General features: G+C 40.9%; 16 protein-coding genes. 1 reads left to right on the top strand and 15 read right to left on the bottom strand.

From position 1 onward, the window contains the following. Positions 1 to 100: 100 nt before the first annotated feature. The 7 genes from priA to ACSU6B_RS20430 form a co-directional block, all read right to left on the bottom strand. A complete protein-coding gene (priA, locus tag ACSU6B_RS20460) occupies positions 101 to 2,512 on the bottom strand; it encodes a primosomal protein N' (RefSeq protein WP_410888173.1) in 2,412 nt (803 codons plus the stop codon). Then, positions 2,499 to 3,722: a bifunctional phosphopantothenoylcysteine decarboxylase/phosphopantothenate--cysteine ligase CoaBC gene (gene coaBC / locus ACSU6B_RS20455; protein WP_410888134.1), complete on the bottom strand. Its 1,224-nt coding sequence runs from the start codon at positions 3,720 to 3,722 to the stop codon at positions 2,499 to 2,501. Before coaBC ends, priA begins: the two co-directional genes overlap by 14 nt. Before the next feature lie 202 nt (positions 3,723 to 3,924). Continuing rightward, positions 3,925 to 4,143, bottom strand: coding sequence for a DNA-directed RNA polymerase subunit omega (rpoZ, locus tag ACSU6B_RS20450; protein WP_215000299.1), 219 nt, complete (start codon positions 4,141 to 4,143; stop codon positions 3,925 to 3,927). Continuing rightward, positions 4,143 to 4,760, bottom strand: a complete 618-nt coding sequence (gene gmk, locus ACSU6B_RS20445) for a guanylate kinase (RefSeq protein ID WP_214731260.1) — start codon at positions 4,758 to 4,760, stop codon at positions 4,143 to 4,145. The genes rpoZ and gmk overlap by 1 nt, the downstream gene beginning before the upstream one ends. A 10-nt stretch (positions 4,761 to 4,770) precedes the next feature. After that, positions 4,771 to 5,034: an extracellular matrix/biofilm regulator RemA gene (gene remA / locus ACSU6B_RS20440; RefSeq protein ID WP_026566410.1), complete on the bottom strand. Its 264-nt coding sequence runs from the start codon at positions 5,032 to 5,034 to the stop codon at positions 4,771 to 4,773. A gap of 60 nt (positions 5,035 to 5,094) precedes the next feature. Further along, complete coding sequence (locus ACSU6B_RS20435; RefSeq protein ID WP_215000297.1) at positions 5,095 to 5,970, bottom strand: YicC/YloC family endoribonuclease; 876 nt, start codon at positions 5,968 to 5,970, stop codon at positions 5,095 to 5,097. 107 nt (positions 5,971 to 6,077) lie between these two features. After that, positions 6,078 to 8,756, bottom strand: a complete 2,679-nt coding sequence (locus ACSU6B_RS20430; protein WP_410888131.1) for a calcium-translocating P-type ATPase, SERCA-type — start codon at positions 8,754 to 8,756, stop codon at positions 6,078 to 6,080. 232 nt (positions 8,757 to 8,988) lie between these two features. On the opposite strand from ACSU6B_RS20430, the gene ACSU6B_RS20425 reads away from it, so the two are divergent. Then, the gene (locus ACSU6B_RS20425; RefSeq protein ID WP_410888129.1) at positions 8,989 to 10,698 is read left to right on the top strand and encodes an Rqc2 family fibronectin-binding protein; all 1,710 of its coding nucleotides are present in this window, start codon (positions 8,989 to 8,991) and stop codon (positions 10,696 to 10,698) included. A gap of 127 nt (positions 10,699 to 10,825) precedes the next feature. Here ACSU6B_RS20425 and pyrE read toward each other — a convergent pair whose 3' ends face one another. The 8 genes from pyrE to ACSU6B_RS20385 are packed head-to-tail and all read right to left on the bottom strand — an operon-like array spanning position 10,826 to position 20,343. After that, positions 10,826 to 11,476, bottom strand: a complete 651-nt coding sequence (gene pyrE / locus ACSU6B_RS20420) for an orotate phosphoribosyltransferase (RefSeq protein WP_215000292.1) — start codon at positions 11,474 to 11,476, stop codon at positions 10,826 to 10,828. Then, positions 11,473 to 12,189 (bottom strand): orotidine-5'-phosphate decarboxylase, encoded by a 717-nt coding sequence (pyrF, locus tag ACSU6B_RS20415; protein ID WP_168242735.1) that lies wholly within the window; start codon positions 12,187 to 12,189, stop codon positions 11,473 to 11,475. Before pyrF ends, pyrE begins: the two co-directional genes overlap by 4 nt. After that, complete coding sequence (locus ACSU6B_RS20410) at positions 12,161 to 13,102, bottom strand: dihydroorotate dehydrogenase (RefSeq protein WP_410888127.1); 942 nt, start codon at positions 13,100 to 13,102, stop codon at positions 12,161 to 12,163. The genes pyrF and ACSU6B_RS20410 overlap by 29 nt, the downstream gene beginning before the upstream one ends. After that, positions 13,099 to 13,872 (bottom strand): dihydroorotate dehydrogenase electron transfer subunit, encoded by a 774-nt coding sequence (locus ACSU6B_RS20405; protein ID WP_215000287.1) that lies wholly within the window; start codon positions 13,870 to 13,872, stop codon positions 13,099 to 13,101. The genes ACSU6B_RS20410 and ACSU6B_RS20405 overlap by 4 nt, the downstream gene beginning before the upstream one ends. Next, positions 13,869 to 17,075, bottom strand: coding sequence for a carbamoyl-phosphate synthase large subunit (gene carB / locus ACSU6B_RS20400; RefSeq protein ID WP_410888125.1), 3,207 nt, complete (start codon positions 17,073 to 17,075; stop codon positions 13,869 to 13,871). Before carB ends, ACSU6B_RS20405 begins: the two co-directional genes overlap by 4 nt. After that, on the bottom strand, positions 17,068 to 18,159 hold the full coding sequence (locus ACSU6B_RS20395) for a carbamoyl phosphate synthase small subunit (protein ID WP_410888123.1): 1,092 nt from the start codon (positions 18,157 to 18,159) through the stop codon (positions 17,068 to 17,070). Before ACSU6B_RS20395 ends, carB begins: the two co-directional genes overlap by 8 nt. Then, positions 18,156 to 19,442: a dihydroorotase gene (locus tag ACSU6B_RS20390; RefSeq protein ID WP_410888121.1), complete on the bottom strand. Its 1,287-nt coding sequence runs from the start codon at positions 19,440 to 19,442 to the stop codon at positions 18,156 to 18,158. Before ACSU6B_RS20390 ends, ACSU6B_RS20395 begins: the two co-directional genes overlap by 4 nt. Further along, a complete protein-coding gene (locus ACSU6B_RS20385) occupies positions 19,402 to 20,343 on the bottom strand; it encodes an aspartate carbamoyltransferase catalytic subunit (protein WP_410888171.1) in 942 nt (313 codons plus the stop codon). Before ACSU6B_RS20385 ends, ACSU6B_RS20390 begins: the two co-directional genes overlap by 41 nt. Between the last annotated feature and the right edge of the window lie 32 nt (positions 20,344 to 20,375).

Genomic DNA, 20,375 nt, shown 5'->3' with positions numbered 1-20,375 from the left:
ATTCCATTCTTATATAGGCGTTTTAAATTTATTAATTGCTTACATTTTCACCAAAAATGCGAAATAATAACCTTTGATGACCAGGTTACCTTTGGCTAACTTACATTAATATAAATGGATTTACATCTATTGAAACCAATAAGCCGCTTTTAGTATCTTTCTGGTGTTGATCCAAGATGGTTTTTAACATTTTTGTCAAGTTCGGTTCCCGCTTGTATTTTATCAGACATTGATAGCGATATCTATTATTAATCCTAGGAATCGGCGAGGCTGCAGGTCCTAAAACGACGGCATCCTTTGAAACCTGTGAACGTACATAATTAACAATTTTCTCTGTCGCTGTAACGACAGTCATCAATTGGTCATGACTGACTGTTATGAGGGACAGATAATAGAAGGGTGGATAATGATGGGTTTTTCGAATCATCATTTCTCTTTGGTAAAAGAGATCATAATCCTGTGTTCCCGCAAGTTCGACACTATAGTGTTCAGGGGTGTAGGTCTGAATGATGACCTCCCCCGGCAATTGATGACGTCCCGCTCTTCCGCTTACCTGTGTTAATAATTGAAAGGTTTTTTCAGACGCACGGAAATCAGGTAAATGCAGCATCGTATCAGCCGAAAGCACACCAACTAGGGTGATATTTGGAAAATCCAGCCCTTTTGCAATCATTTGAGTCCCGAGGAGAATATCTGCTTTGCCATTCTGAAAATCAGTTAATAATCGTTCATGTGAGCCCTTTCGACCAGTTGTATCAACATCCATCCGAATAACCCTTGCTTCTGGGAGAATTTTACCAAGCTCGTCCTCTACCTTTTGAGTACCAGTCCCAAAATACCGAATATAATCACTGGAACACTCCGGGCATTGCTTAGGAACATGGCTTTCATACCCGCAATAATGGCATTTCATTTGTTCATTTACTCGGTGGTAGGTAAGCGATATGTCGCAGTTTGGGCAGTTCATCACATAACCGCAGTCCCGGCACATTACAAATGACGAATGACCCCGTTTATTTAAAAATAAAACCGATTGTTGTTTTTTTTCTATTCGGTCCTTTAGCATATCAAAAAGCTTACGTGAAAACATTGACCGATTTCCGTCACGAAGCTCCTCACGCATATCAATGATCTCTACTGAGGGCAGGGTTTGATTATTCATCCGGTTAGGGAGCGATAATAGATGATACACCTTCTTTTGAGCCCTGGCAAACGACTCGAGTGATGGGGTAGCGCTTCCGAGCACAACTGGACAGTTATACGTTTTAGCTCTTTCAATTGCAACATCCCTAGCATGATATCGAGGCATATCCTCCTGCTTATAACTTGTTTCGTGCTCTTCATCAATAATAATAATTCCTAAGTTCTCAAATGGGGCAAAAATCGCTGATCTTGCTCCTACAGCTACTTTTACTTCTTTACGTTGAATCTTCCGCCACTCATCATATTTTTCTCCAGCTGACAAACCGCTGTGCAAAACAGCCACTAAGTCCCCAAATCTCCCTTTAAAACGATTCACCATTTGGGGGGTGAGCGATATTTCTGGTACAAGCACTATTGCTTCCTGTCCTCTTTCAATAACTTCTTGAATGGATTGGAGGTAAATTTCGGTTTTTCCGCTTCCTGTTACACCATAGAGCAAGAATACCTCATGTCGATTTGATTCAATCGCGTTTAGAATCGGCCCAATCACGGTCTGCTGGGAATTTGTTAATGGTAAGGGCTTTGTTCGTTTAAAGGTCCTATGTTCAAACGGATCGCGGTAAACCTCCATTTCATACTCAGTAAGAAGTTTCTTTTCTACAAGTGCCTTAACAGTTGAAGATGTCGTATTTAATTCAGCGACAAGCTGCCTCAATTCGACTGGTTCGAAATGATTGATAAAATAGCTCAATACTAGTTTTTGCTTTTCAGCTTTTGCTGGAAATCGTACTACTTCATCTTTCAATTCAGCAAGAGATACAAGTGGGCGGACAAACTTACGCTGTTTCTTTTTGACCTTCTCCTTAACGATGTAAAGGACTTCAAGTTTACCTTTTGCTGCTTCCTTTTGTAATAAGGGAACCACTCCATTATTCAAAGCATCTTCCCAGTCAATCATTGGATTGTTTTCAAAAAGAGTTTGAAGGGGTTCTGATAAATCAGCAGCCTCCACCCCTGCAGTAATCTTCACTTTTTTTTCGTATTTAGCTTTTAACGCGGCTGGAAGCATAACCTGAAAAGCAAAGATTTTAAAACAAAGTGTATTCTCAGTTAGCCAGTCGCCCAGGTCAAGTAAATCCTTGTTTAAGATTGGCTCAAGATCCATGGGCTCGATAATTTCTCTTAATTTTTTAAATTCAGATTGTGTTTTAAGCGATGTGACAAATCCTTGGATTTTTCTCGGACCAAACGGAACGATTACCCTCATTCCCGGCTGGATTGTTCCCCACCACTGCTCTGGAATTAAATAATCGAACGCTCTATCCGTTTGTTTTGCCGGTACATCCACAATCACACTAGCTATTTCCATTTTCATCCATATCCTTCAATAAGGAAGTAATTTCTTTGATAATCCTTTTTGCTACATCACTTTTTGACATAATCGGTAAATCTATATTTGAGCCAGACCGTTTGAAAAGTGTGACAATATTTGTATCTGTCCCAAACCCTGCCCCTTCCGCTTTCACATTGTTTGCAACGATCATATCCGCATTTTTCGCATTTAATTTTTTCCTTGCATATTCTTCAACATTTTCCGTTTCAGCTGCAAAGCCTACAAGCACTTGGTTCTTCTTTCTCTTACCCAACTCAAGCAGGATATCTTTCGTTCGTTCCAACTCTATACTCGAGTCACCGGCTTGTTTCTTTACCTTATGATCAAATGTAATTTTTGGACGGTAATCGGCAACGGCGGCTGTTTTAATGACTACATCCGCAGAGTCATAATACTTCAACACAGCATTGAACATTTCTTCAGCGCTCTCGACCTTTACCACTTCCATACCTAATGGAGCCGGCAACCCAACCGGTCCCGAAACTAATACAACATGGGCACCTTGTTTTTTTGCCTCAGCTGCAAGGGCATAACCCATTTTCCCTGTTGAATGATTGGAAATAAAACGAACAGGATCAATCTTTTCCCGTGTTGGCCCCGCTGTAACCACAACTGTTTTTCCTCTTAAGGTTTGTTGGAATTGATCGGAAAAAAATTGTTGTACGAGCTGGACGATTTTTTCCGGCTCTTCCAAACGGCCCTTCCCTACATATCCACAGGCAAGATAACCTTCACTTGGTTCAATAAATTTATATCCGTACTCAGCCAATATTGAGAGGTTCTTTTTCACAGCAGGATGGTCGTACATATGCACATTCATCGCAGGGGCAATCCAGACTGGTGAGGTTGCTGCAAGCAGGACCGTTGTTATCATATTATCGGCTATTCCACCAGCTATTTTTCCCATCGTATTTGCTGTAGCAGGAGCAACAAGGATTAAATCCGCCCAATCAGCTAAATCAATATGGGCAATGACACGCGGATTTTTTTCGTCAAAGGTATCTACATATACTTCATTACGGGATAACGCCTGAAAAGTTAATGGGGTAACAAATTTCTGTGCAGATTCACTTAAAATGACTTTTACATGAGCACCAGCCTGAACAAGCTTACTTGTTAGTGCCGCTGCCTTATATACGGCGATTCCGCCTGTAACACATAATAATATTTTTTTATCCTGTACCATTATTGGATTCCCCCGCTTCTCGTTCATTTCACTCTTTCTTTATTATGCTAGAATAAAAGCAATTTTTCACCTTTTTCCACTCGTAATTCGACAAATTCTACATAACGAGGATAACCAAAATAAAAAAGGCTGACATGTAAGGATTTCCCCTTTTGTCAGGCCTTCTCTCAGAAATTTACTGTCAATCAATACCTATTTAAGACTACTCAGCAGATGTGTCTGCTTTATTAGAAATTCGGTAGGTTAGTTCACCGCTGTATATTTCCTCTAGTGCTTTTCCAACATGTTTATGGGAAACGTATTTTGGCAATCTTTCATCTCTTACCTGGGACATCACGCGAGCGCGCTTCGCAGCTACGGAAACAAGCGAGTATTTCGAATCAATTTTCTCAAGCAGCGAATCAATAGAAGGATATAACATTATAATTCAACCTCCAGCAATTTTTTATAGCGGTGTTCAACACGTTCTCTGCGGCAATGCTCCGCAGTAACAATGGATTTCACGCGTTCACAGGCGCGCTCCACTTGATCATTTTCAACAACATAATCATATAATTCCATCATTTCAATTTCTTCGCGAGCTGAAAGCAGGCGGTTTTGTATGATGTCATCTGTTTCCGTTCCTCTTGTTACAATCCGGTTCTTTAGTTCAGATAAACTTGGCGGCATAAGGAAAATAAATAATCCTTCAGGGAACTTTTCTCGTACCTGACGGGCACCCTTTACTTCAATCTCTAAGAAGACGTCTTTTCCAGCATCCAGAGTGGAACGAACATAGTCAACAGGGGTACCATAATAATTCCCGACAAATTCGGCATACTCTAACAGTTTGCCCTGTTCAATTAATTGTTCAAACTCTTCTCTTGACTTAAAAAAGTAATCCACTCCATCAATCTCCCCATCTCGAGGTGAGCGGGTTGTCATTGAAATGGAGTATTCAAAAGCTGTATCCGGATGGGAAAAAATTTCTTTCCGAACCGTTCCTTTTCCAACCCCGGAGGGCCCAGAAAGTACAATCAGCAATCCTTTTTCCTGCATTTCATAAATCCTACCCTTCATCAATTATTTCATCACGATCAGCTAAGCGGTGCGCTACCGTTTCAGGTTGTACAGCTGATAGAATAACATGATCACTATCCATAACAATCACCGCTCGTGTCCGCCTACCGTATGTGGCATCAATTAATGCTCCCCGGTCCCGGGCATCTTGAATAATTCTTTTTATTGGAGCAGATTCAGGGCTGACAATTGAAATAATTCGATTGGCAGAAACGATATTTCCAAATCCAATATTAATTAATTTTATCGACATGGTACTCATCCAATCATTAATAATATATTTTGACCGTCTCAAACAGTTTCTAAACAAGGTTCACTCGATATTTTGAACCTGTTCTTTTAGCTTCTCAAGTAGACTTTTAATATCTACAACCTTTTTAGCAATGTTTGAATCGTTTGCTTTTGAACCAATGGTATTTGCTTCTCTATTCATTTCCTGGACGATAAAATCTAATTTTCTTCCAATTGGTTCCATGCTCTCAAGGGTTTGCAAGAATTGTTGAAAATGGCTTTTTAATCGTGTGACTTCTTCATTTATATCTGCTTTATCAGCAAAAACGGCGACTTCCGTCAAGATCCTCGTTTCGTCCAATTGCCCATTAACAAACTCTTCCATTCTTTTTGTTAAACGCTCTTTAAAGGATTGAACAACTAGTGGAGCAAATTTCTGGAGTTCAAAAACATGTGATTCTAATTGAGATAAAATGGCGAGCAAATCCTTTTTTAATTCTTCACCTTCTGCCATCCGCATTTGTGTTAAAAACTTGGCAGCTTCTTCTGTTGCAGCCAGAACTAGATTATCAAGTTCTTCATTGCCAGCTTCACTTTCTTCAATATGTAAAAGTTCACTTCTACTTAGCAAATTCTGAAGTGTTAACGTTCCTTCAACATCATATTTTTCACGAGCCTGTTTGATAAATTGATAATACTCATCTAGCAGTTTCCAATCCACGATGACTTTGCGGGTTACGACGCCTTCACCCTCTAAGCTAACATAAACTTCTACCCTTCCACGGCGGATATACTGATTAAGTTTCTTTTTCATTCTATCTTCTATTTTTAAAAGCTGCCTTGGCATGCGGATATTCATTTCACAGAAACGGTGGTTCACTGTTTTTACTTCCACATTGACAGAGAAGCAATCTGATTCTGTTTTAGCTCTTCCAAAGCCTGTCATACTTATAACCATTTTTGTGCACATCCAATCTTCTGAAAAATTGATCGGCTAGCTATATTTTTCAAAAAAGACAAAAGGTAATAGAGTGGAATCTATTACCTTTTGGATTATAACACACTTTATTTTGTTTTTCTTAACAAAAATGACCCAGCTAGTAAAAAAGTTGGTATCGATGATAAACCAACAATCAACAGCCAATCCTTAGCTGCTACCGGCAGTGTGTGAAAAATAGGCTGTAATGGCGGGTAATAAATAACGACAAACATCAATGCAAGTGAAGATAAAACGGCCCAAACAAGGTACTGATTTCCGAAAGGATTTCTCGAGAGCACTGATTTCTCACTGCGGCAATCAAAAACATGAATCAGCTGAGCCATGACAAGTGTTGCAAAGGCAACAGTTTGTGCATATTGCAACTTGGAAGGATCGTTATTGTAAACAATCATAAAGGATAGTAATGTTACCAGCCCTATTAGGAAGCCACGTGACACAACCTTCCAGCCCAGACCTCGCGAGAAAACACCTTCATTTGGACTGCGGGGTTTACGTTTCATTACATTTTCTTCAGGTCGATCGAGCCCTAGTGCCATAGCCGGCAACCCATCAGTAACCAAATTCACCCAGAGGATTTGGATAGGAATAAGCGGCAGAGGCAGCGCTAAAATCATCGCAAACAACATGACCAAAATTTCACCAACATTAGAAGCCAACAAGTATCGAACAAATTTACGAATATTTTCATAGATATTTCTGCCTTCCACTATCGCAGCCTTAATCGTGGCAAAGTTATCGTCCAACAAGATAAGAGAGGAAGCTTCTTTGGCGACATCTGTCCCGGTAATCCCCATAGCGACTCCAATATCAGCGGCTTTAATAGCTGGCGCATCGTTCACACCATCACCCGTCATGGCGACAATATGTCCGCGATTTTGTAATGCTTTGACAATTTTCAGTTTATGCTCTGGTGAAACCCTTGCAAAAACTGAAACATCATCGACTATTTCTTCAAGCTCTTCGACTGTCATTTCAGATAATGCATTCCCATCAATGACCTTGCTTTTATTCGTTATAATTCCAAGTTGGGAGGCAATCGCTTTTGCAGTGATGACATGGTCACCCGTTATCATGACAGTTTTAATACCTGCTTCTTTACATTCCTTTACAGCCTTTTTCACTTCAGGTCTCGGCGGGTCAATCATTCCTTGAATACCAATAAGCGTTAAATTTTTCTCAGCTTCTCGTTCACTTAAAATAATCGTATTAGCCTGTATTGGTTTAAAGGCAATCGCGATCGTTCGAAGTGCCTGTGATGCGAGTCCATTTATTGCCTCCTGAACCTTCACTTGTGTCTCTTTATTTAAAAATTGTGTTCTCTCGTCCCAAAGAACGGATTCACTTATATCTAAAATGACGTCCGGTGCCCCTTTTGTGACTATAAAATGCCGTCCCTGCTTGTCTTTAACGTGAATACTCATCATTTTTCTGGTTGAGTCAAACGGGAATTCATTTATGATCGTAAACTCATCTAATAATTTGGGACGATCAAAACCTGCTTTCATTGCACTTACCAACAGTGCCCCTTCGGTTGGGTCTCCGTCAAGAATATAATCATCATCCTTAATGACTAAATCTGAATGATTACATAACATCCCAAAAATTAGCATTTGCTGCAATGCCTTTTCATCTTTAGGATTAATATTGCGTTCATTTCTATAGAAATTCCCTCGCGGCTGATACCCTACCCCATCAACTGTCCAAGTTTGACCCCCACTCCATAAATGGGTAACCGTCATTTTGTTTTGTGTCATTGTTCCCGTTTTATCGGAACATATGACCGAAGCACAGCCAAGTGTTTCTACCGCGGGCAATTTCCTGACAATGGCATTTTTCTTAATCATTTTTTGCACACCGAGGGATAATGCCACTGTCACGATTGCCGGCAGCCCTTCAGGTATGGCCGCAACTGCAAGAGAAACACCTGCTAAAAACATCTCATAAATGTCGTGTCCCCGCAAAACTCCAACCACTACAACCAGAACAGTTAATAGTAAGGCTACTGTAATTAGTATTTTTCCCAGCTGCTCTAAGCGGCGTTGCAATGGAGTATCTTGCGCCTCTGCATTTTGAAGCAAATCTGCAATTTGTCCCATTGCTGTTTTCATACCTGTTGCAATGACGACTCCTATCCCGCTTCCCCTCGTAATCATCGTACCCATAAATGCGATATTCTCCATATCTCCTATGCCAGGGTTAGGGTTAGTCAGGATTTCTATATGCTTGGAAACAGGGACGGATTCTCCTGTAAGCGCTGATTCTTCAATTTCTAAACTTTTTGACTCAATCACACGGACGTCGGCACCGATACGGTCCCCACTAACAAACTTCAAAATATCCCCTACCACAATTTCTTTCGAAGGAATTTTGATCCACTGACCATCCCGGAGCACAGAGACTTGTGGTGCAGATAATGCCTTTAATGCCTGTAGTGATTTCTCTGCCCGCCTTTCTTGAAAAAAACCAAGAAAGCCATTGATAATGACGATGGCAATAATAGCAATGGCATCAATATATTCGCCAAGCAATCCGGAGATTAAGGTAGCTGCGAGAAGAACTAAGACCATAAAATCCTTAAATTGACTAAAAAATAAGAGTAAAGCTGATTGCTTTTCTCCTTCGTCCAACTCATTTAGACCGTGCAAATTAATTCTCTTTTTTACTTCTTCCTGTGATAATCCAGAAGAAAAGTCGGTTTCTAGAGACTTTTCTACTTGTTCTATCTGCATTTCATGGAATTTCATCCGACCATCTCACTTCCCCCTTTAAATACCTATAAATACCTGCTCTAAAGAAAGCTTATTCAGGGTCGTCCAAAAAAATGCTATGATATAGTGAAAGATAAATTAGAGAATAAATGGAACCCTATTGATTGGAGCGGAAATCAACGTGCACGTTTAACAGAGTAAAAATAAGACAGTATATTTTTAGTAAGCTATAATTAAATTCATATGAATGTAGTAAAGGATGTTTTCCATGTCATTTGATGGTTTATTTACAAAAGCAATGGTCGATGAACTTGTTCGTTCCTTGAAGGGCGGACGAATCAATAAGGTTCACCAACCCTATAAAAATGAAGTAATTCTCACGATTCGTGCGAATGGAGTTAATCAAAAGCTGCTTTTATCAGCACACCCAAGCTACGCGCGGGTCCAATTCACGAATGAGGCATACGATAATCCTAGTGAAGCCCCGATGTTCTGTATGCTGCTTAGGAAACATATTGAGGGGTATATTTTAGAGGATATATATCAAGTAGAAACAGACCGGATGATAGTACTTGAAATAAAGGGCAGAAATGAGATTGGTGATATTAGCTATAAACAATTAATTATTGAAATTATGGGCAGGCATAGCAATATCGTACTGGTAGATAAAACACGAAATGTCATTCTTGATAGTATCAAACATGTTTCCTTTGCCGTTAATAGCCACAGGGCCATTTTGCCAGGACAACCTTATGTATTTCCACCAGAACAGCATAAGCAAAATCCGTTTCATTCGAGCGAAGATGAACTATTAAGAAAAATTGATTACAATGCAGGAAAACTCGACCGCCAATTAGTTGAGCAATTTGCAGGGATCTCTCCCCTTTTTGCCAAGGAAGTTATATTCCAAAGTGGTCTAGCCAATCGTTCTACAATACCGGGAACGTTTATTCGTATGATTAAAAAGGTGGAAACCGGTGAGATTTCTCCTTCGATTATATCGTCGGGCGGTAAGGACGCTTTTTACTTATTTCCCCTTGAGCATTTAAAAGGAGAAATAAAGACCTTCCCTACACTAAGTGAATTGCTTGACCGTTTTTATTTTGGCAAAGCGGAAAGAGACCGGGTTAAGCAGCAAGGAAATGATATTGAACGATTTATTCAAAATGAAAAAGAAAAGAATGAAAAGAAAATTAACAAACTGAAGGCTACTCTGAAAGAAGCAGAAAAGGCTGATCAATATCAACGCTCTGGCGAGTTGTTAACTGCCAATTTATATGCGGCTAAGAAAGGGATGCGTGATATTGAAGTTCTCGATTATTATGATGAATCTGGTGGAACGATTTTAATTCCGCTTGACCCCAGAAAGACACCATCTGAAAATGCCCAAAAGTATTTTTCAAAATACCAAAAGGCAAAAAATGCAGTTGAAATTGTCGTTGATCAAATTGAAAAGGCACAAGTCGAAGTAGCTTATTTTGATAATTTACTACAGCAGGTACAAGCTGCCTCTCCAAAGGATATTCAAGAGATTCGTGAAGAATTAGTTGAGGGTGGCTATATCCGCGAACGGCAGAAAAAGAAATTGAAAAAGGCTCAGAATGTTAAACCAATTTTAGATCACTTCTTATCTACAGATGGGACGGATATCATCGTTGGAAAAAATAATAAACAAAATGACTATTTAACAAATAAGCTGGCAGCAAGGGATGAGATTTGGCTCCATACGAAAGATATTCCCGGCTCACACGTGGTGATACGCAGCAAGGAACCATCTGATGAAACGATTCGTGAGGCTGCCGCTTTAGCCTCTTATTATAGTAAAGCGAGGAATTCAAGCTCTGTTCCTGTCGACTTTACGAAGGTCCGGTTTGTTAAAAAACCTAGCGGTGCAAAGCCTGGATTTGTGATTTATGACAATCAACAGACGGTTTATGTAACGCCGGATGAAGAATTAGTGCTGAAATTGAAGAAATAGAAGAAAAAGAGGGCACCCGGTAGAACTTGGATGCCCTCTTTTTCTATTTATCAGCGGATATTACCTGTATATCAGCGAAAACACATGATTTATCAGCGTTAAATTCATTTTATCACCGTATTTTCGATTATATCAGCGAATCTGTTTCAACGAACTGTTTGCTCCATTCAGATGGATCTTTCCTCCATAAAAGCAGACTTTTCTGATCCTCTGCCGTAACGTTGCCTTTTGAAATCGCTACTTCTATTAATGTCGGAAAATCAGTCAAAGAAATACTCTTAATCCCGTTTTCCTGAAGCAGTTCTCTTCCTTTTTCCAGCCCATATGTAAAAATGGAGACAACTCCAAGCACTTCACAGCCTGCTTCACGTAATGCTTGAACTGCCGTAATCACACTGCCCCCTGTTGAAATTAAATCCTCAACAACGACAACTTTTTGACCTGATTCAACCTTGCCTTCAATCTGATTTCCTTTGCCATGCCCCTTTGCCTTTGAACGAACATAGCACATTGGTAAATCCATTAGCTCACTCACCCACGCTGCATGTGGGATCCCAGCTGTCGCCGTACCAGCAATAACTTCAGCTTCTGAAAAATTCTCAAGGATGAGTTTTTGCAAGCCAGCAGCAATTTCTCTTCTAACGGCCGGGAATGAGAGTGTTAACCGATTATCACAATAGATTGGTGACCGGAGCCCTGATGTCCAAGTAAATGGATCCTGTGGCTTTAAGGCAACCGCATTAATTTCTAATAATCTTTCAGCAATCACGTGTTTCATTGTCGTATCCCCTTCCATGCTTCCATCCATTTTTCATAGCTTTTCACTGGGTCAACTGACCGAGTAATCGAACGCCCCACAACAATAGAACTTACCCCCGAATTTCTCGCAAATTCCGGTGTAGCCACTCGCTTTTGATCTCCAACCTGATCAGACTCCATGCGAATTCCTGGGCATACGGTCAAAAACGATTGCCCAGCTTTCTCCCTAATAAAAGCAGCTTCCCATGCAGAGCAGACGATACCGTCCAGGCCAGCTTCTTTTGTAAGTAACGCATAATGTAAAACGGATTCTTCCAATGAAACAGGAATGAGCTGTTCTTTATTCATTTGCTCTTCTGATGTACTCGTCAACTGTGTTACCGCGATGCAATCAGGTCGTTTCCGTCCTGCAGAAGTCCCTGCCTCCAGTCCTTCAAGTGCAGCTGCCATCATCTCTTTTCCCCCTGCAGCATGAACATTAACTAAGTCACATTCCAATCGGGCAAGCCCCTTCATCGCACTTTTCACAGTGTTCGGAATATCATGAAGCTTTAAATCCAGAAAAATATGATGACCTTTTTCTTTTAATTGATGAACGATTGAAGGGCCTTCTTGATAAAATAACTCCATACCAACTTTCACAAAAAGCTCCTTGCCTTCAAAAGGCTGCAAAAAACGATTCACTTCGCTGCCATTAGCAAAATCAAGCGCGATGATAAGTGAGTTGTCCATCTTCTTTCCAGCTCCTTCCTGTACATTCACTGATGTGTTCAAAGCCTAATTTTTCTAGTAAAGCTGGTAATTCCTCAATAATGGTCGGACATACGAAGGGATCCACAAAATTTGCAGTTCCAACTGCTATGGCACTTGCGCCTGCATAGAAATACTCAATCACATCAGCAGCCGACTCAATTCCACCCATGCCAATAATCGGAATGGATACAGCCTGACTGACTTCATAAATCATCCGTATGGCAACAGGTTTAATAGCAGGACCTGATAAGCCGCCTGTACGATTGGCTAAAATCGGTTTGCCCGTTTTTAAATCAAGCCTCATCCCAACAAGTGTATTTATCATGGTTAAACCATCGGCGCCCCCAGCTTCCACCGCTTTCGCCATATCCACAATATTAGTAACATTCGGTGACAATTTCACATACACCGGTACTTCGGAAACTTCCTTTACCTTCCGGGTTAATTGCTTAGCTACTTCAGGTATTGTACCAAATGCAATTCCTCCCGTTTTCACATTTGGACAAGAGATATTTAGTTCTAATGCATGCACATTTGGCGCTTTTGAAATACGGCGAGCAACCTCCACATAATCCTCTTCGAGTGAACCTGCAACATTTGCGATAATCGGGACATCGTACTGGGAGAGCCAAGGCAGCTCCGCGCCTAGTACTTTTTCAAGGCCTGGATTTTGCAATCCGATTGCATTTAACATCCCTGATGTTGTTTCTGCTACCCTTGGGGTTAAATTTCCGAACCGCGGTTCTACTGTTGTGGCTTTAATCATAATCGCGCCCAATACACTCAAATCATAAAATTGGCTGTACTCCCGTCCAAATCCAAAACATCCCGAGGCAGGCATGATAGGATTTTTCAGTTTTAAACCTGGTAATTCGATGTTCAAACGGCTCATATCAATACCTCCCCGGCGCGAAAAACGGGCCCATCGCTGCATACCTTTTTATAGGCAACTCCGGTTGGGTCTTCTTTACTTTTACACACGCAGGCAAAGCATGCCCCAATTCCGCAGCCCATTCGTTCTTCTAATGATAAAAACATTTTTTTATCCGAATAACTTTGTTCAATCGCCTTTAACATTGGTGTTGGACCGCATGTATAAATACAATCAAATCGTAAATCCTTCATGACATCTGTTACAAATCCTTTCCTTCCATAGGAACCGTCAACAGTAGTCACATAGGTTTCGCCATTTTCTAAAAATTCCTTTTCGTAAAAAACCGCCGTTTCCGTTTGAAAGCCTAGGACATGGATAACCTTTACACCTTTTTCGACTAATTGGTTAGAAAGTTCATATAGTGGCGGAACACCGATTCCACCGCCAACAAGCAAGGCTGTCTCACCTTTGCTGACCTCATCGACAGGAAAGCCATTGCCGAGCGGTCCAAGGATGTCAAGTTGCTTCCCTGGACCCAATTCTGCTAGCATTGTTGTTCCTCTACCTTCCTTGCGATAGATCATGGTCATGCTCTTTTGTTTTTTATCGAAGGAAGAGATACTAATGGGCCTTCGTAAAAGCGGGTCCCACCCATTTGAGACCCTAATATGCACGAATTGACCCGGGGCACTAATTTGTCCGACCAATTCTCCCTTTACAGTAAGCTCATATATGTCTGCAGCAATTTCTTTTTGGCTGCTGATTTTGCATAACTCTTTTTTAATCAAGCAAAGACAGCCTCCTTTTTCACTGAATCCATCGCTTCAGCCGAGAAGTTCATCGACTCAATCACTTTTAGGATAGCATCTGCTGTGTCTAATGAAGTTAAACACGGAACTCCATTTTCAACGGCTTCCCGGCGAATTCTAAACCCGTCGCGTTGCGGTTGTTTACCTTTGGTCAGTGTATTAATTATAAATTGCGCTTCGCCATGTTGAATGACATCCAAAAGAGTCTTTCCTACCGAACCAATCTTTCCGACCTCTTTGACTCTTAGTCCAGCCGCCTCTAAAACAGCTGCTGTACCAATCGTTGCCATTAAACGATAGCCGTTAGCGGAAAATCGCTTCGCCAGCTTTAAGGCTTCCTGCTTATCTTTATCTGCTACAGTAAACAATACCGTCCCAAACTTTTGGATATTCATACCTGAAGCAACTAATCCTTTATAAAGAGCTTTTTCAAGCGTTACATCCTTACCCATTACTTCCCCTGTCGATTTCATTTCCGGTCCGAGGGTTATATCCACACTTTTGAGCTTTGCAAAGGAGAAAACAGGAACCTTTACGAAAACCCCTTCTTTTTCAGTGGCAAGACCAGGAATGTACCCTTGATCAACAATCGATACGCCCAAAATTGCTTTAGTGGCTATTTTCGCCATTGGAAGATTCGTTATTTTGCTTAAGAATGGAACCGTACGGCTTGAACGCGGATTAACCTCAAGCACATAGACTTGATCCCCTGCCAGAACGTACTGGATATTTAATAATCCGATAATTTTTAAGCCCTTTGCTAATTTCTCTGTATACTCCACAAGAGTTTGTTTTACTGTCTCAGTAAGAGTTTGCGGCGGATAAACAGCAATCGAATCACCAGAATGGACCCCCGCTCGCTCGATATGTTCCATAATTCCAGGTATTAGTACATTTTCTCCATCACAGATGGCATCTACTTCGATTTCTTTACCTGTTAAATAGCGGTCAATCAACACTGGATGATCTGGATTAATTTTTACAGCATTTTTCATGTAGTGTAGCAATTCCTCTTCATGGTAGACAATTTCCATTGCCCTTCCCCCAAGAACATAGGATGGGCGGACTAGAACAGGATATGCGATTTCGTTGGCAATCACCACCGCTTCTTCCACTGATAAGGCTGTTTTCCCTAACGGCTGCGGAATATTTAATTGTTGAAGAGCATGTTCAAACTTATCTCTATTTTCAGCACGGTCTATATCTTCAAGGCTTGTTCCAAGGATTTTGACCCCATTTTCAGCAAGATCTGCGGCAAGGTTGATAGCTGTTTGCCCGCCAAATTGGACCACAACCCCAATTGGATTTTCTAACTCAATAATACTCATGACATCTTCAATCGTCAGCGGCTCGAAGTAAAGCTTATCGGAAATACTGAAATCGGTGGATACCGTTTCAGGGTTATTATTAATAATAATTGCTTCATATCCTGCTTCCTTAATGGCTTTAACCGAATGAACAGTAGCATAGTCAAACTCAATTCCTTGACCAATACGGATAGGTCCCGACCCGAGAACAATCACACTTTTTCTGTCCGTTACGACCGACTCGTTTTCCTCTTCATACGTACCATAGTAATAAGGTGTTTCCGATTCAAATTCTGCTGCACAAGTATCAACCATTTTATAAACAGGGATAATCCCTAGGCTCTTGCGCAGGTTAAAAATCTCTTTTTCAGTACTATTCCAAAGTTCAGCGATTTTTTTATCAGTAAAACCTTTTTGCTTTGCTTCAAAAAGGATTTCGTTATCAAAAGGATTAGAAGCAATTTTTGCTTCCAGACATATAATTCCTTCCATTTTCTTCAAGAAAAATAAATCAATTTTACTCCATTGATGCAAGGTTTCTATAGTAAGTCCTCGTTTTAACGCTTCTGCAATGTAGAAGAGACGCTCATCTCCTGCTTTTCGAATCCGCTTCTCGAGTAATTCATTATCAATTTCCTCCGCACCATTTAATTCAAAATGGAAGACGCCCGCCTCAAGGGAACGAATGGCTTTTAATAGGGATTCTTCAAACGTCCGGCCAATCGCCATAATTTCCCCGGTTGCTTTCATTTGCGTCCCTAGTGAACGATTCCCTGATTCAAATTTATCAAAAGGCCATCTAGGGATTTTTGTTACAATATAATCGAGAGCTGGTTCAAAACTTGCGTACGTTTTCCCAGTAACCGGGTTCAACATTTCATCCAGCGTTAAGCCAACGGCAATTTTTGCAGCAAGCTTGGCAATTGGATAACCAGTGGCTTTTGATGCTAATGCCGAAGAACGGCTAACACGCGGATTTACTTCGATTATATAGTAATTGTAGCTATCTGGATCTAAGGCCAGCTGAACGTTACAGCCCCCTTCAATTCCTAAAGCACGAATGATTTTTAGTGATACATTCCTTAGCAGTTGATATTCTCGATCACTTAGGGTCTGACTTGGTGCAACCACAATGGAGTCCCCAGTATGAACACCCACCGGATCAATATTTTCCATGTTACAAACGACAATTGCATTGTCGTTTCCATCACGCATAACTTCGTATTCAATTTCTTTGAAACCGGCAATACTTTTTTCGAGCAAACATTGATTCACAGGACTATGCTTTAGTCCACTTGCGATGATTTCCTCAAGTTCTTCTGGATTATGACAAATGCCGCCTCCCGTTCCTCCTAGAGTATAGGCAGGACGGACAATCACAGGGAAACCAATCTGTTCAACAAAAGCCTTAGCTTCAGCTAATTCATGAATGATTGCACTATCAGGTACCGGTTCGTTTAACTCATTCATTAAGCTGCGGAATAGGTCCCGATCTTCTGCTTGTTTAATCGCGGAAAGTTTAGTACCAAGAATTTCAACCTCGCACTCAGCTAAAACTCCGGATTCAGACAACTCAACAGCCAGATTAAGACCTGTTTGTCCGCCGAGAGTAGCTAGAAGGGAGTCTGGACGTTCTTTACGAATAATTCTGCTGACAAACTCTACTGTTAATGGCTCGATATAAACAGCATCAGCAATTTCTGTATCTGTCATGATGGTTGCAGGATTAGAGTTTACTAGAATAACACGATAGCCTTCTTCTTTTAGAGCGATACACGCCTGAGTACCGGCATAGTCGAATTCTGCAGCCTGCCCAATGACGATTGGACCCGAACCAATTACTAAAATGGAGTTGATATCTGTACGTTTAGGCATTTGCTGTAACCTCCTGTTTGTTCTCTTCCATTAGGGCAAGAAACTGATCAAATAAGCTGTTTGCATCTTCAGGTCCTGGAGATGCTTCCGGATGATACTGAACAGTAAATGCCGGATAATCTAGGTGTTTTAACCCCTCAACCGTTCCATCATTTATGGCTATATGAGTAATTTGTAATCTTGTGTTTTTGATTGACTCTTCTTCAACTGTATATCCATGGTTTTGTGCGGTAATCGCAACTTTCCCTGTAGTTAAGTCTTTGACAGGTTGATTAGAACCGCGGTGACCAAACTTCATTTTTTCGGTGTTCGCCCCGCACGCCAGGGCAAATAACTGATGGCCAAGACAAATTCCGAATAATGGAACTCTGCCTAATACTCCTTTTAACATATCGATTGCTTCTGGTACATCCTTTGGATCCCCAGGTCCATTTGACAGCATAATTCCGTCTGGACTTAATTGAAGAATTTCTTCAGCCGTAGTGTGATATGGTACAACGATCACATCACAGCCGCGCTGATTTAATTCACGTAAAATTCCATGCTTCATTCCAAAATCAACAAGTACAACTCTTTTCCCGCGTCCAGGACTAGGATAGGCATTTTTAGTTGATACTTGACGTACCTGATCGATTGGAAGCGATGTTCCACGCAATTTTTGTAGAACCTGATTTGCATCTTTTTCAATACTGCAAATTGCTCCCTTTAGTGTTCCGTAGTGGCGGATAATTCTTGTCAATTTTCGTGTATCAATCCCTGCAATTCCCGGGATTTTTTTCATTTCAAAATATTCATTCAACGTATATTCACTTCTCCAATTGGATGGGAATTCAGCCGCTTCTTTAACAATGAATCCCTTCACAGCCGGATTGATTGATTCGAAATCATCACGATTAATCCCATAGTTACCAATAAGCGGATAGGTTAGTGTTACAATTTGTCCACAATAGGATGGGTCAGAAAGGATTTCTTGATAGCCAGTCATCCCTGTATTAAACACCACTTCACCTATCGTTTCAGTATCACTGCCAAATCCTTTACCGATAAAAATTGTACCGTCTTCTAAGATAAGCTGTTTTTTCATGCTAGTACACATCCTTTTTCCCAAGCAATTTGCCCTCCAGCTATGGTCATATCAGGCCAGCCTTTACATTTCCAGCCGCCAAATGGAGTATTTTTTCCTTTTGATAAGAATTCTTCTGGTTTAATTTCATATTCTTCATCGAGGTTCAAGATTACTAAATCTCCTGGTGCGCCTACTTCTATTCTTCCATATGGAAGCCCGAATGCTTCCGCTGGTTTTATTGTTAAAAATTCAATTAATTGGTCAAGCGAGATGATATTTTTTAATACAAAATGTGTATACAGCAGTGGGAACGCAGTTTCTAGTCCAACAATTCCGAATGGAGCGAGAACCATTCCTTCACTTTTTTCTTCTGCTGTATGCGGAGCATGATCGGTTGCAATAAAATCAATCGTTCCATCTAGAAGTCCTTCGATTAGGGCCGTTCTATCATTTGCACCACGAAGCGGTGGATTCATCTTGAAATTCGTATCAAGCCCTGGAATATCATCTTCAGATAACAATAAATGATGCGGTGATACTTCTGCGGTTACATTAATGCCTGCTCGTTTTGCATCCTTTACCACCCGAACCGATTCCTTAGTACTAATATGGCAGACATGATAATGACAGCCTGTGGCTTCAGCTAAGAGGACATCTCTTGCAATCTGAACTGATTCGCAGATGGAAGGAATACCATTCAAGCCATGTTCCTCTGAGAAAGAACCTTCATGGACACAGCCTTTATTAATTAGCGTGTTTTCTTCGCAGTGTGCAACGATTGCCATATTATTGGCTGCTGCTTTCCGCATGGCTGCTAGCATCCTCTCAGCCGACTGAACTCCGACACCATCATCGGTAAAGGCAAACGCTCCCGCTTCTTTTAATGCCTCAAAATCAGTTAGTTCCTGGCCAAGCTGTCTAGTCGTAATCGATGCATATGGCAAAACCCTTACCTTTGCTGTTTCGCTGATTCTGTTTTGCAGCCATTCCATTTGTTCCTTGGTGTCAGGCACCGGTCTTGTATTTGGCATCGCTGCTATTGTTGTAAACCCGCCCCTTGCTGCGGCAAGTGTCCCTGTAGCGATGGTTTCCTTTTTTTCGCCGCCAGGCTCGCGAAGATGAACATGTAGATCAATAAATCCTGGTGAAACTAACTTCCCAGCAGCATCCACTATCCGATCCACAACCGCATCAATGTTCGTTTCAATTTTTGCAATAACACCATTTTCTACCAATATATCAGCTTGTTTTGTTTCCCCATTAGAGGCTATGTAGCATGCGTTCTGAATAAGAATGTTCATAATTTTTTCCTCCTTCAAGACTTTCAATTGATCTCTTAATTGCTGCCATTCTTACATATACACCGTTTTCCATTTGTTTAAAAATTCTTGACCGCTTGCACTCCACAAGACTATCAGCTATTTCTACATTTCTATTTACTGGAGCAGGATGCATAATGATACTGCCCGACTTCATCATTTTTTCTCTTTCCAAAGTGAGCCCAAATTGTTTATGGTACTCATTTGCTGTAAAACTGCTTTTATTATGGTGCCGTTCGTGTTGAACTCGCAGCAGCATTACTACATCTGCTTCTTGTACTGCCTGATCAATTGGCCTATACCTAGATATATCTACACTCCTAGTATCAAACCATTCTTCTGGTCCAGAAAAAACCACTTCCGCTCCCAGCCTGGTCAGAACATCTGCATTGGAACGCGCCACCCTGCTATGTCGGATGTCTCCAATAATGGCAATTTTTAATCCTGCAAATTGGCCAAATTCTTGTTGGATGGTCAATAAATCTAGAAGCGATTGTGTTGGATGATGTCCGCATCCATCACCGCCATTGATGATTGGGATATTAATCTTCCCAACTAACTCATCAAAGTATCGATCCTGATCATGACGAATGACAATCGTATTTACGCCAATTGATTCTAAGGTCTTTACAGTATCATAAAGTGTCTCCCCTTTTTGAACACTTGAGGTTAGAACTTCAAAAGGGATAACTTCTAATCCTAATCTTCTTTGTGCCACTTCAAAGCTGCTCTTAGTTCTTGTGCTTGGTTCGAAAAATAGATTGGCAGTAAACATTTGCCCTTCAGGATGCCACTTCATTCCGTTTTTGAATCCATGAGCATCTGCTAAGATTTGATTAATCTCCTCCACCTTTAATTCATTTGTGGTTAGTAAGTGATTTATCATCCGTTTTTTTCCCGCCTCTCATTTTGATA

The organism is Neobacillus sp. C211 (assembly GCF_051842875.1).
GTDB lineage: Bacteria > Bacillota > Bacilli > Bacillales > Cytobacillaceae > Neobacillus.
This window is presented reverse-complemented; position numbering and strand designations above follow the sequence as displayed.